General features: G+C 61.0%; 14 protein-coding genes and 3 pseudogenes. 2 read left to right on the top strand and 15 right to left on the bottom strand.

Annotation, left to right across the window (positions count from 1 at the left end):
• Positions 1-57: 57 nt before the first annotated feature.
• From IRZ31_RS15930 to IRZ31_RS15880, 11 genes and pseudogenes are all read right to left on the bottom strand, one after another.
• The gene (locus IRZ31_RS15930; protein WP_297155379.1) at positions 58-396 is read right to left on the bottom strand and encodes a metalloregulator ArsR/SmtB family transcription factor; all 339 of its coding nucleotides are present in this window, start codon (positions 394-396) and stop codon (positions 58-60) included.
• Positions 397-712: 316 nt separating this feature from the next.
• Positions 713-1,024: a hypothetical protein gene (locus IRZ31_RS15925; RefSeq protein ID WP_112429079.1), complete on the bottom strand. Its 312-nt coding sequence runs from the start codon at positions 1,022-1,024 to the stop codon at positions 713-715.
• Between the two features lie 258 nt (positions 1,025-1,282).
• On the bottom strand, positions 1,283-1,471 hold the full coding sequence (locus IRZ31_RS15920; RefSeq protein WP_363325681.1) for a hypothetical protein: 189 nt from the start codon (positions 1,469-1,471) through the stop codon (positions 1,283-1,285).
• Between the two features lie 265 nt (positions 1,472-1,736).
• Complete coding sequence (locus IRZ31_RS15915) at positions 1,737-2,369, bottom strand: helicase C-terminal domain-containing protein (RefSeq protein ID WP_112425335.1); 633 nt, start codon at positions 2,367-2,369, stop codon at positions 1,737-1,739.
• Between the two features lie 277 nt (positions 2,370-2,646).
• The gene (locus IRZ31_RS15910; RefSeq protein ID WP_297155375.1) at positions 2,647-3,675 is read right to left on the bottom strand and encodes a bifunctional DNA primase/polymerase; all 1,029 of its coding nucleotides are present in this window, start codon (positions 3,673-3,675) and stop codon (positions 2,647-2,649) included.
• Between the two features lie 111 nt (positions 3,676-3,786).
• Complete coding sequence (locus IRZ31_RS15905; RefSeq protein WP_297155373.1) at positions 3,787-4,266, bottom strand: SpoIIE family protein phosphatase; 480 nt, start codon at positions 4,264-4,266, stop codon at positions 3,787-3,789.
• Positions 4,251-4,571, bottom strand: coding sequence for a hypothetical protein (locus IRZ31_RS15900; RefSeq protein WP_297155371.1), 321 nt, complete (start codon positions 4,569-4,571; stop codon positions 4,251-4,253). The genes IRZ31_RS15905 and IRZ31_RS15900 overlap by 16 nt, the downstream gene beginning before the upstream one ends.
• A gap of 938 nt (positions 4,572-5,509) precedes the next feature.
• Positions 5,510-5,686 (bottom strand): hypothetical protein, encoded by a 177-nt coding sequence (locus tag IRZ31_RS15895; protein ID WP_297155369.1) that lies wholly within the window; start codon positions 5,684-5,686, stop codon positions 5,510-5,512.
• A 526-nt stretch (positions 5,687-6,212) separates the two neighbouring features.
• A complete protein-coding gene (locus IRZ31_RS15890) occupies positions 6,213-6,458 on the bottom strand; it encodes a hypothetical protein (RefSeq protein ID WP_297155367.1) in 246 nt (81 codons plus the stop codon).
• Between the two features lie 330 nt (positions 6,459-6,788).
• Positions 6,789-7,199, bottom strand: coding sequence for a UTRA domain-containing protein (locus IRZ31_RS15885; RefSeq protein ID WP_297155366.1), 411 nt, complete (start codon positions 7,197-7,199; stop codon positions 6,789-6,791).
• 671 nt (positions 7,200-7,870) lie between these two features.
• Positions 7,871-8,080 (bottom strand): annotated as a pseudogene (locus IRZ31_RS15880) (helix-turn-helix domain-containing protein); the annotation flags it as partial.
• A 377-nt stretch (positions 8,081-8,457) separates the two neighbouring features.
• Between IRZ31_RS15880 and IRZ31_RS15875 the strand changes: the two are divergent.
• Both IRZ31_RS15875 and IRZ31_RS15870 read left to right on the top strand, forming a co-directional pair.
• On the top strand, positions 8,458-8,631 hold the full coding sequence (locus tag IRZ31_RS15875; RefSeq protein ID WP_297155364.1) for a hypothetical protein: 174 nt from the start codon (positions 8,458-8,460) through the stop codon (positions 8,629-8,631).
• Between the two features lie 121 nt (positions 8,632-8,752).
• Positions 8,753-9,229 (top strand): hypothetical protein, encoded by a 477-nt coding sequence (locus IRZ31_RS15870; protein WP_297155363.1) that lies wholly within the window; start codon positions 8,753-8,755, stop codon positions 9,227-9,229.
• Between the two features lie 120 nt (positions 9,230-9,349).
• Here IRZ31_RS15870 and IRZ31_RS15865 read toward each other — a convergent pair whose 3' ends face one another.
• The 4 genes and pseudogenes from IRZ31_RS15865 to IRZ31_RS15850 form a co-directional block, all read right to left on the bottom strand.
• Positions 9,350-10,270 carry a hypothetical protein gene (locus IRZ31_RS15865; protein WP_297155361.1) on the bottom strand — a complete coding sequence of 307 codons (921 nt, stop codon included), beginning with the start codon at positions 10,268-10,270 and terminating at the stop codon, positions 9,350-9,352.
• A gap of 181 nt (positions 10,271-10,451) precedes the next feature.
• The gene (locus IRZ31_RS15860; RefSeq protein ID WP_363325680.1) at positions 10,452-10,886 is read right to left on the bottom strand and encodes a hypothetical protein; all 435 of its coding nucleotides are present in this window, start codon (positions 10,884-10,886) and stop codon (positions 10,452-10,454) included.
• Between the two features lie 31 nt (positions 10,887-10,917).
• Positions 10,918-11,034 (bottom strand): annotated as a pseudogene (locus tag IRZ31_RS15855) (helix-turn-helix domain-containing protein); the annotation flags it as partial.
• 537 nt (positions 11,035-11,571) lie between these two features.
• Positions 11,572-12,385, bottom strand: a pseudogene (locus IRZ31_RS15850) (hypothetical protein); the annotation flags it as partial.

Here is a 12,385-nt window from a genome sequence, read left to right as displayed (position 1 = left end):
GCCGGTTCGCCGGGAAGCCTGGATGGGGCAGGGGATGGTCACACGAGACCCCAGGAGTCAGGAGAGTCCCGCAATGATCTTCCCAGCCCGTTCGAGCGCCTCGCGCTTCACGTAGTAGTAGGCCCACAGCCCCTGCTTGTGGCAGTCCACCAGCCCGGCCTCGCGGAGGAGGCGCAGGTGGTGAGAAATGGTCGACTGCCCAAGGGTGCAGGCGCGTGCCAGATCCAAGACGCAGATCACCCCCCCGTGCTGCCGCAGCAGACTCAGCAGACGCAGCCGCTGCGGGTCCGCCAGCGCCTTGAGCAGGCGAGCCTGCTCCTGGGCCTCTTCCTCAGACAATGGCGGCATGAAAGAAGACAGGGCCTCATGATTCATTGGGCGTGTTGATGCTTTCATCAGGATGATCCTTTCTGGTTCAGGAGAGAGTCTCGTTGAGAACGCCGGGCCCGCGCGAGAGGAGTCGGGTGGTGAGGCATCCCGTGCGAGTCGGACTGGATGATCGCGCATCTGATCGAATCAGCCCAGACGCTGGTATCGAGAGCGCACGTGGTGCGCTCGGGCCTAGTCAGCAGCTGGGGGACAAGCGTACTGCGCTGGGAGTGAAGAGCAGCGCAGAAGGTGCTCACGGGGTCCACTTCCCGGAGCAAGCCCAGGACCGTCACCAGGCCAGGGCGGATTCGTGAGCAGCGCTCCATGTGTGTGTTCAGGAGCGTCAGCCCTCTTCTTCCCCCTCTTCATCCTGCTGGCTGTCCCAAGCCGCTTCAGCCTGGTAGCAGCAGCAATCGTCGTCACAGAGCCGCGTGTGACAGTCGCCGCAGTACTGGGCGTGGAGGTCCTCACTGAAGCGAAGCACAACCCCGAGAGGGTTGCCTTCGTTATCAACGAGTGCACGAGCACTGTCCCTGTCCTCCACCAGGTCCTGAATGCCAGGGCCATACCGCTTGAGAGCACAGGAGACGCAGTAGAGGTCCGCATCCCCCACAATTGCTGCCACACCAGGCCATTTTGGCTGATTTTGCTCCATCCTTTGCTTCTCCTTTCTTGTTTGCTTGTTTGTTTGATTGGGTCTCAAACAAGCGCTCTTCGCCAGGCAGCGCTTGCCAGGCGACTTCAGGACGCCTCGGCCTCCGTCACGCTGCGCATTCCTCTCCAGAGCAGGGCTCCTTTCTGGATGAGGCCGGTCCTCTTCTCCAGGAAAGGGCTGGAGACCCGCGCTGCTCCACTTCGGTGCGGGTGGGAGCAGCGCGGGTCCGAGGAGAGAGGGGGCGAACAGCGACGCGGGTCAGTGCGAAGGAGGCGGCTTTTGCCCCTGTGACGTCATGGGCATGATCAGGTAGGCGGCCTCGCAGGAAGCGACGGGACGCAGTACGATGGGGCGCACAGGCGTGGTCCACTCGATGGCCACCTTCTCCACCTGGGGGTAGGATAGCGCCTCGAGCACCTCGCGGAGGTAGCTGATGTTACAACAGATTTCGGTGGTCGCAGGGAACGCTGGCCCTCTCGCCTCGATCCAGGCATTGAAGGAGCTGCTGGTCTCTCCAAACTCTGCCGCGGTGATGGTGATGGCGACCTTCCCCGGCTGCCCTGATCCCCCCGACGGTTCTGCCTCTCCTGCCTCGAGCCAGGACTGGCCCGGCAGGTCGCGCTCACCTGGCCAGTGAGGCCAATCGTGATGAGAATGACATCTCTTTCATCGTTACTCATGGGATTCCTCCTTAGTGAAGCGGCAAAAGAAGCTAATAACGGTGTGGTAGCGAAGAGCCTCGGGATGGTCGCGACAGCCACAACCTGTCTTCTCCGGGAAAGCAGGGCACTGCTGGTGGGACGAGGATCTCTTCCTGCGGGGCAAAGAAGCGCACGACCTCCTCAAATTGCGCCGTGCGTCTGGCCGGGGGCAAGGCATCGACGATCCTGCGCCCGTAGCCTCGGATGAGCACCCTAGTATCCAGGATCGCTATCACTCTCCGGTCCTGGCTGGTACGCAACAGGCGTTCGATCCCCTGCCTCAGTTGAAGCACTACCTGCGGCAGGACAAAGTCGCCAAACCAGTCCTCTCCCCTGGCCCTCATAGCGGTGACACGGGCCTCATGCAGAGGATCATCAGGCATGGCGAAGGAAAGCCGGTCAATCACCACCAGTGAGAGCGCGTCACCAGCGATGTCCACGCCCTCCCAGAAGCTCTTCAGGCCCAAGAGGACTGCAGGCTCGGTTCGAAATCGCCGCAACAGCTCACGATGGGGGTGATCCCCCTGACGGAGCAGGGGGAAGGGAAGAGTGAGTGCAAGGCGGCTATAGACCTCATCCAGCATGCGTCGGCTGTGAAAGAGCAGAAAAGCCCTGGCCCGTGAGGCCAGCACCAGTCTCTGCATCTCGTCTGCTCCAGCCTGCACAGAGCGCTCAACCTGTGGTCCTGTCCCATAGGCTGGCTCAGGGAGCGCACACGAGAGGTAGAGGAGGGCACGGGACTGTTAGTCGAACACAGGGGGCACGATTCGCTCGATCACCTCGACAGCAGGCATGAGATCAAGTCCCACTTCCCGACGGAAGTACTCGCAGCTGAGCTGCCTGGTACGCACAGTACACTGGGAGCCAGCAGCAGGAGCGGGGACGAGAGTGGCTGAAACCATGATGACGGTTGCAGTCCTTTCAAACCTTTGGCTGCCCTGAGCGGTAGCGCTGCTTCAGCGCCTTCGCTGCGGCCCGGAAATCTCCACCGTGATACAGCAGGGCATAGGCCTCGAATTTGCTATAGGCACGCTGCGGCTGGAACACTGTCGAGGGAGTAAACACGTAAAGAAAGTCATGCCCCCCATAGTTCGTCGTGGCAGAGTGCTTGGCCCCGACTTTCCCTGGATGGCGCCAGTAGCCTTCTCCTTGCGCGATGCGCACCAGCTCCCATCCCTTGGGGAGCAGAATGCTTTCCCAGGTGACCTGCGGGTCGCGATTAAAGAGGTCGCCCGGGCGAGAGCCGAGATCACGGGAAGCCAGGGATCGGAACGGAGCCGGCGAGGAGCAAGGCGGAAGAGAGGAACAGGTAGCGCGGGGAGGCGGCTCGTCGAATGCCCGAAGAGAGGTGTAGAGCAGCTCACGGTCGGTTGGCCCAATCTGGCAAATGGAGGAGACGCTGCCACACAGCCGGAGATAGGGGCGTCCCGAAGGGTGAACGCCGCCTCGGGAAGGGTCGACAATGATGATGCCTCCTTCCTCTCTGGTTTCGATCAGGACCTGACGCCGGGGGGTCTGTCTCAGCGCGAGCGGCTGGCTTCTCGAATCCGTTCCCCCTGGGCAGCGAAAGAGAAGATGCCTCCCCCCACTGGGCGTGCGTTCCTCATAGCCGTGAGCTATCTCTTCATAGAGCCCATTGAGCGTACGATCGCCCTGGATGCTCTGTCGCCAGGCAAGAAAGGTAGCCTCATCATCGAAATCGATGGCAATGAGGCTGCCGCTGATCCGCCCGGTGACCAGCGCCAGACCTCGGCGGGGATCACGAAACCAGGCTCTCACCTCAGCGACAGTCGGGCGTATGGTCTGCCAGCGCTTCCAACTGGCAAGCGCTGGTCGCTTTGTCCCGTCAGGACGAATAGGGACGACGCTGATGCCGGCCTCCAATGCCGCCAGGGCCGTCTGCAGGACAGGCGAGGCATCAGCAGAGCGAGAGGCGGGTGAATATTGCATGGCGGTCTCGCGCTTACTTCCTCCTTCTTCGCTGGCAACGCTGGTCACGGATTACGAGGTCGAGCAAAACCGCCAGAAGCTGTAGATACATAGATGCTTCTCCTTGATCCATCATGCATGAGGGGCCGCGCTTGGAACGCACGGATCGGGTTGGTAGCGAGCCACGATCAGGCCGATGTTATCTCTGCCCCCACCAGCCAGCGCCAGTTGAACCAGGCGTTGCGCCATCTGCGCAAGCGAGAGCTGGGGAGAGGCCAGTACTGCCGCCAGCTGCGATGGGTCGGGCCCCATTTCCCAAAGGCCATCGGAGCACAGCAAGAGGCAATCGCCTGCCAGAAGCTGCCGGCGAAAGAGGTCAACGGCCACTTCTTCCGTCTCTCCCAGGCAACGGTAGATCTCGTTTCTGCGCGGGTGCGTGTAGAGCTGATCCGGCGCGAGCTGTCCGGCAGCCACCTGGTCAAAGACGTACGAGTGATCCGACGAGAGTTGTGAGAGGACCCCTTGCCGGAAGAGGTACGTTCGACTGTCTCCCACATTGGCAATGAGGGCCAACGAACCGATACAGAGCGCTGCCGTCAGGGTGGTCCCCATGAGCTTTCTTCCGTCGGCTCCTGAGACTGGACCTGACGAACGCCGGGCATATCAAAGGTGACTGCAAACGGATAATCCTCATTGACCGACCGCTGGCCTGCATCGAGGCCGACCCCTACCGACCAGCAGCGACAAGGCAGGAGCGGCGGAGCCTTCTCGAACGGTGCCTGGAGCCAGGCCGTGGCCTGCTCGAGCAGGGCGGTCGCCCATCGGGTTTGATTCATTGCCAGGAGTGTCTGGGCATGGCGCGGATAGGCAAGTGCGACTGCCGTTTCCTGCGACGAACAGGAAGACATCCCAGACATCAGGTTGCTCCTCCTTTCTGTTTCGCCTTCGCAGGGAAGGGACCGCTTGCTGCGAGTGAGTGAACACAGCAAGGACAATCGGTCAGGCAAGCATCAGCTTCCTAGCAGCACAACAGCCGGAATACTCCTGGCCACGATCTCCTCAGCGCCTGCTGGTCGCTCTTCTCGTCCAGCGACCAGGTGCGCGGCAGATAGCGGCCCGCGAGCCACATGATCGGCCTGCTGCTCGCCTCCCTTCAAGGAGGCCATCAGACAAGAGTGAAGGCAACCGCAACAGAAGCCAGGCGATAGGTCAGGAGAGATCGCTGCTGGTGAGCGACCTGCCATCCTGCTTCGCTGTTATCGTGTCACCCGTTGCCTCGGCGTCAGATCACACGAGCGCCGCAGAGCGCTGCGCATGCTCGCAGAGAGCCCGCGGCTTTTCGGGACCATGACTGAGAGTCGTGTCCGCCCAATCGGAAGGAACACGGGGATCGCCTTTCGTTCAGGCGAGGAGACAGGCGTGCATACGCCTGCTGGATGGACGCCACTAAGGTGCTGCCCCTTCGTGGGGCCGTCCATCATCACATCACCCCCACTGTACCCGAGGGCAGGGGAAAGCCCCTGGGAAGCAGGTGGGAAGAGAGCGGGAGGCGAACGGGAATCTCTGGAGGAGCACACCGGTCTCCTGGCTCTCGGCTGGTCAACGACCCCTGGCTTGAGCCAGAGGCTTGCCGGCAGCCTCATCGGCCCGGGCTTCCGGGCTGTTTCACAACAGCCCATTGCCCCGCAGGACAGGAAAGCGCGCGAATATACGGTGAGACTGTCAATCGTCTTGGCCTGTGCCTGCCGTTGCTGACATGCCTCCGGCACCTGGGTGGGGAGCCGCTTGCGTCCGGCCACGGTCCAGAGCGAGAGGGTGCCATCGGGGCGCAGGCAGACAGACAGGCATCGCGTCCTCATGGCCCGATCAGGAACAGCTCTTGTCTGCGTCGGAACGGGAACGGGCGCTGTGGTAGGTGCCAGTTGCTCCGAGCGCTCTGATAGGCGGCGGCGACCAGACGGATGGCGGTGCAGGTCATCTGGGCGTTGAGCCAGCCCTTGACCTGCTGGTCACAGGCCCGGTGCAGCGCCACGGCAGAGAGCGGCTGGCCCCCGTTGAAGCAGGGAGCCGAGAGCGCGGCTGCTGCACCGCCTGGAAGACCGCCAGGGTCTCACGCAGGCCCTCATCAGCCGACAGCAGGAGCGGAATTGCTCGCTGAACCTGGGCCATGCCTTCCTCCCTCTTCTGCTCGCTGGTGACTCTTCTGATCCCCGTCAGTTCCCAGTGTTCCATCGGGCTGGCCCGGCTGGACATTGGGAACCGAAGCGCTGCCTGGTGGGAGACGTCTGGATCGCTGGTCAGAGGACGCAGACAGGGACAGGAGCTTTCACAGCGGGGGCAATGTCCACAGGCCAGCAGGGGCTGATGATAGGCCCCACCATTGCCCTGGAAGGGTAGGGTCGAGAGCAGGCGGGCCGAGATCAGCCCGGCTATATACCTGGCGGTCCAGGCATGCCAGTGCCCCCGCTCTACTGGGCCAGGTCCTCGGCCTCGCGGAGAGTCTGCTTCAGCTCGGCGATGAGGTCCTGGTTCGTGAGCAGCCGGCCCTGGGAATCCTGCTAGTCATCCCAGACCTGTTCGAAGGAGGCGGTCGTCCCGGCCTGGTAGCCGTCGACGAAGGCCAGATCTTGCACTTTGATGAACGGGGTATGGACCACCTTCAACAACGGCACCCGCAGGTTCACTGGCAGGCCCATTGCGCAGCGAGGCGACGGCACGGAGGTCATCGCTGCGGGAGCCGCCGCAGGGGCAGTCTCCGGCCCTGGGAGCAACAGCATGGGGATGAGCAGAGACCTGAACTGCACAGGTCGGAGTAGAAGTGCTGGGAGGCGCCCGTCGGGCCGACGGCCAACCGATCCTCTTCCCAGCGTGTCCCTTTGCCGTTCCAGATCCATAAGGGCATGCCGCCGGGGACCCCTGGATTCATCCAGGGGAGGAAGGCGGCTCCCTCCTCTCCGTCAGCATGCTCCTGGTCCCTCCTCCTGTTCTCTGTCCTCTGTCTATGCCGTCCTGGGAACCTGAGCCGGTGCGTCTCCTCCCAGGGGAGAGGGCGAGGAAGTGGTATTTCCTCGCCTTCCCCTGAGCTGCTGCTCGCGGTGGCAGAGATCGGTCCACCTGAGAGAGTGTCACGCTTGTTATGCTGGAGATGCCTCAAAAAAGAGTTCGAACCGACCACTGACAAAAATGAGTCTGTTCACCATCACAGGAAGATCCGATCCGGTTAACTGCACTCGGCGCAGTTCCAGCACTGGCATCTCTCTAGTGATCTCTAGCAGGCTCTGTTCCTCGACAGTAGGCAGGCGCACAAAGGCGCGATTCCGGGATGTTACGATCTCGATCCCGCTTGTTCGCCGTAAGGCCGTCCAGGTGTTGAAGAAAGGGTCAGCCTGCAGTTGGCTAAAGATCTGATCTGTGATCAGATCAGGGTTATAAAAATTCAAGGAGGAAGGCCGGCGAGTTGGAGGTGGTGTGTCCTTCGATCCTGGGGAGGGACTGGCTCGCTCGGGGGTGCGCGGCGATTTCTCCTGTCCCTGAATATGCCTCATGGGAGACTGTGGTTCCTGTGGGTCTGCCACCAAGCCGTATCTTTGCGATCTCCATCAGCGTGTTGTTTCCCCAAGGAGGTCCTCCTGTCTGTTGTTCTGTCTTTGCCTGCTGGACCGCGTCGCCGACGCGGTCGGAGATCCGTCCGTGCTCCCCGGGCTGTGCCCTCTGCCAGCCTGGTCTTGCAGGCTCGCTGCCTGTGTGGACACACGGTCCTCGTTCCTTTCCCTGTGGGCCTTCGTGCCGATGGGACTCCCGCGCTCCGCCAGTATTGTGGGGTTGTCACCGCTGTTTCCTCTGACGGAAGCGTGTGTGTCCGCTTCGAGGATGGTTGCGAGCGCCATTTCGGCGTACCATTTGCTCTGGAGTCCTTCCGGGTGCTTTCTGCCTAGCCCGTTGAGCAGGTGTCGGCAGCTTGTCCACGCATGTGGCCCTCTGTCCCCATCCTGCTCCTGGAGGGGCCCTTTTCTCGCGTCTGTCCCTTTCTTCTCAAGGAGGAAGTCCTCTGGCTTCAGATCAGTCGTTCTCTCTTGAGCCAACGATAGAGATCGACCCGCGGTCCTGGTGGCTCTGGTGGCGCGAGCGCGTTTGGGGGCCGTGTGAGCTGCATCAACCCCTGCGGCTGTGTGCCACTGATCCTGCTGTCCTGCAGGAGCCAGCACAGGTCCTTCTCCTTCCCGAGCCTCCTTCGCCTGGGAAGCCTCTTCTGACACTGCAGAAGGCTATTGCAGGTGCGCTTCGGGCGCGGCACCGCCTCCGGCTTGCCTCTCAGATAGCGGCGTACTGTGTTGCGCGCGATGCCCAGCACACGGGCAATTTCCCGAAGCGATTTCCCTTGCATTTGCATTTCGCGTATGGTATGAATGGTTCCACTCCTTATCACGGTCCTTCCTCCTCGTGTCGTTTGATGAACACAAGGATAGGGCCTGCTAAGGGGTGGGTCAACTCCTCTTCAGCGTTCCTGGGTCAATTATATGTTGGCTTTAACATGGGCGGCCTATGGATCACACCCAACATACGAGTACGCGTGTTAGTTGACCTGTTTCCATACATCATAGACTCTCTAGAGCATTTTAACACAAAGGAGGGAAAAGAGCTAATTATTGTGTGGAGTCGGGCGTTTCCTCTACTACCTCGCCGATGGAAACACCTAAAACCTGGGCGATCTTACTCAATGGTTGGATGTTTGCACCCTCGTAGGGATGTTGCCAGAGCCTTTTGATCGTATACAAAACTATGTAGAAAGGGGAACCCACGATCATGACATCACCCATCTGGGAGCAGGAGACGACCCCGCTCCCACGCCTGTCCGGTTGGCTGCTGGAGCACTTCTTGTCCACCCATCAATTGAGCTTGCGCGAGGTGGCCCGCGCCGCGCAGGTATACCTGCTGGTCGTCTGGCGCGCCTGCCGAGGACTGCCCCTCGCCTCCTAGCAGGCTTCACGGCTCACCGAGGGATTGTATGCCCTGACCGGGGAGCCGTATCGTTTCCGGCTTGTCACCCAAGAGAACCCAAACGGGCAAGGTGGCTGCATGCACGAAAGGAGGATATTCCATGTCTGAGCCGATTGTGGGGCTGCTGGCCTGCCCGCAGGCGGCCAGAGCGGACGAGCCCTTGTGGATGGCGAGTTGGGCCAACCCGAAACGGCGCATGGAGTGGATCCATCGCTACTACTTCGCTGCCCCCACCTGGGAGGCGGCCCAGGCCAAAATCGAGGCGTGGATGCGCAAGCCGCCCTGTCCGTTGCCCTCCCATGCGCGCATGCATCCACGCGGGTTGATCTTGCGCGAATTGCCGGAGCATCCCCTGGAGTTCTGGCAGATCAGCTGGCAGGAGGAGAGTGAGAAGCACACCCTGGCCTTGTTTGGCAGGTGCGAGCGGGCGGAGGCGAGCCAGCGGGCGCTGGAATGGACCTGCACGCGTTGTGAATCGGCAGAGCAGTTTCAAGTATTGCGCCGGCTCACCGACGCCGAGCGAGTCCAAGCCCGATTCGATCCCCGCGAAGGCTGCGAGGTATTTTTGCCATGCTGAGTCAGCTTAAATCTGGTCGCCTCTATTCATTTCGATGAACGGAGCGGCGGTATCATGCGACACATATCCTTGCCGGGAGTGCGGGGATATGTGTCGCGGAAAAAACGCAGCCCCGCAGCTTTAGAGTTTCATCCTGTGAGCTTCGGTTAAGACGTAGAGTGCATCGACAGTCACCCATTCATTAAGAGAACGCTCTTTCGGCTTGCCCCAGGAAACCTTGTCTTCATTGAGCTGAGGCAGCCTTCCCGGCTTCCCCACACGATAATAGATCCTGCCATCAGTGGTCCAGCCACCATCAGGCAAAGCCTTTTGCTCCAAAAGATCCAGAGCCTCTGCACATCTGCTATCATGCAGAAAGCCCGCCTCCGCCATAATTTTTAAGCCGAAGAGCAGATCATAATGCCAGTAACACGGATAATGAAGTTTGCAGAACTCCGGGTGAATCACCTGACCATCGCCAAGCCTCTTGAAGAGGTGCCGACGGAGAAAGACCGAAGCTGCTTTCGTAATGGCCGCAGTCAGCGCCGTATCGTACCCGGTCTGCTGGCTGTAGAGCGCAAGAGCACGTAAGGGGACATGCGATTCAGTGAAAGAGGAGGTATGCGCCTGTGGATCTTTATCACAATTCCATCCGCCATCTGGCCATTGCCACTGTAAGAGCAGCGCCACCAGTGTTTCAGCACGCTCATCGGCAAGAGCGAGCTTGAGCGTCGAAAAGAGGGCATTGGCCTGTTGGGAGGCGCATCGTCGCGCCCTGCCCTGTAAAACCGGGACACCGTTCACACGATATACCTGTGAGGCATCCTGACATGGGACTAAGCGCTGCATTTTTTCTGAGAGCCAGTACCTATACACCTGTTCGCGCAAGGGCAGTAACGCCCGGTCGCCTAGTGGATAGCCGATCTCAGCCAGATGCACCAGGACCCAGTGAGCCCCAAACCATTTGTGATAGGGATGATCTACCGGCTCAAGCTGGCCATCAACGGTTCTGCCTGAGAGTAAGCGCTGCACACGTGGCGAGCGCCGAATCTCTTCCTGCAAGGAGACGATGGCGCGTGAACGGGGATTCTCTTTCAAGAGCTGCACCCGCGTTTTGTAACGAATGGCCGGTTCCTCAGATGTGAGAAGCCTATCGAGAAGAGATTTTTGCATCTTTTCTCCTTTTCACCAATTGAGAAGCAAAGATCCTTTCCTTCCCACCACTATTGCTTGGAGAAAATTCTCACAGCGTGTCACCCTCCATTTTATCACCGCCTTGATATTGAGCGACGAAGCGTCTAATCGCGGCGGCGTCGAGCGGCCCCTGCTCGGTGATGATCCCGCTGATAAGCTCTGCCGGCGTGTGATCGAAGTAGAAATTGCGCACAGCGACCCGCGGCGGGGCATCACGCCACACTTCCTGGCCGCGATGCTCCTCCAGCAGGGTGAGGTCGCCGGACCAGGGGCGCGGGGAGATCTTGAGCGTCTCGCTCAGCACGTAGAAAGGCACGCCGTGACTGCGCGCCGCCCACGCCAGCAGCGCCGTGCCGGCCTTGTTGAGAACGCCGCCGTCGGCCAGAATGCTGTCGGCCCCGACCACGACGGCCCGGCACATGGGCAGGAAGATATCCGCCTGGGCATCGGTAATCACTGTCAGCTTGAGCGGTTGGTTAGCCACGCTTCGGGCGCGGCACCGCCTCCGGCTTGCCTCTCAGATAGCGGCGTACTGTGTTGCGCGCGATGCCCAGCACACGGGCAATTTCCCGAAGCGATTTCCCTTGCATTTGCATTTCGCGTATGGTATGAATGGTTCCACTCCTTATCACGGTCCTTCCTCCTCGTGTCGTTTGATGAACACAATATGAGGGGGAGCAGGGAGCAACCATTCAGTCAAGAGAAGAGGGGGAACCCGACAGGGTTCAACCGCACTCTCTCTTGAACTGGTACGAGACCCGGGGGTCTAAGAGAGGGAGCGCAAGCACTGCCAGCTCGACTCGAGACAGCTCTCCTCTGACGAGGGGCAACTGCCGAAGAGCGCCTTGCTCCACTCAACCACACATCTTACCCGCCAGGCCGGAGCCAATCACGCAGACACTGCTGCCTGCCTTCCCAGGCTCAGGGAGAGCTTGCAGGCGTTGCCGCCTTCCCAGCATCTCGGGAGAACGATCTGGACGCTTCCCGTCCACCCTGTTCACGGGTGCGCACTGCGCCGCTCTCTGAGCCGCACACGCGCTGGAGACCCTGTTCCCAGGCACTTGCCTCCATCCAGGATCCAGATGGAACCGTGGGCACGGTTGCCCTCACTCCCCCGGCTCAGGGAGCCGCCAGGAATCGCCCCGGTCTGGGCATCCTTGGCGAGTAGACTAGTAGAGGTGGGTCAGGATCAGGTAGCACAGCAGGAGCAGCAGTGGAATGGCCAGCACCATCCCACACGCACACCCCAGTCGGGTGCACCATCTCTTCCTGTTCAGCCGCCAGACCGCTTCCCCAACCTCGACCTGCTGGCACTGGTGCGTCACGCGCAGCAGGTCGACCGCTTGGGACTGGACCTGCCCGGCGAAGGCATACATCTGCTGCGCCCCCTGTTGGGCCTGTGAGACACTTGCCTGTGCCTGCTGTATGCCCTGGAGGGCGACAGCCGACCAGCGAGCCGCAATGGCCTGACTCTCCTGCTGGACCTGGCGCTGCTGCTGCAGACCGTCGTAGGCTGCCCGTTGCCAGAACTGCTGCTGAGCAGCCTGGTCCCGGATGAACTGGCGAATGAACGGCTCCCAGTGGGCATTCCGCCGGACCTCGGCCTGTGCCCGTTCCTCATGTCCCCGGGAGAGCAGAACGCTGAGTTCTGCCACCAGGCCGGCCCGTTGACGCTCCAGCCAGTGCCAGAACCTCTGACGCAGGTCCTGGTCTGCCGGAGTGATTGGGCCGCCCGGGTGTATCAGGAGCACCTCACACGCCTGCTCCACAGCCCATTCCTGTAGCAGCACCTCGAGCGCGGCAGGTAGAGCTGCTTCGTTGCCTTGCAACGCCAGCTGCTCTAAGATGACCCTTTGCCGCTTGAGTGTCGCAAGCTGCATATCACGCTGCTGCTTCAAAGCGGCTCGCGTCAGCCCCTGCTTCTGAGCAGCGACGATGGTCTGCAAGAAAGCCGTCATCGCCGGCTGCAGGTCGACAGAGAGT

Source organism: Thermogemmatispora sp. (assembly GCF_019683635.1).
Classification (GTDB): domain Bacteria; phylum Chloroflexota; class Ktedonobacteria; order Ktedonobacterales; family Ktedonobacteraceae; genus Thermogemmatispora.
Note: the sequence above shows the minus strand (reverse complement) of the source record. Positions and strands in the feature narration are given on the sequence as shown.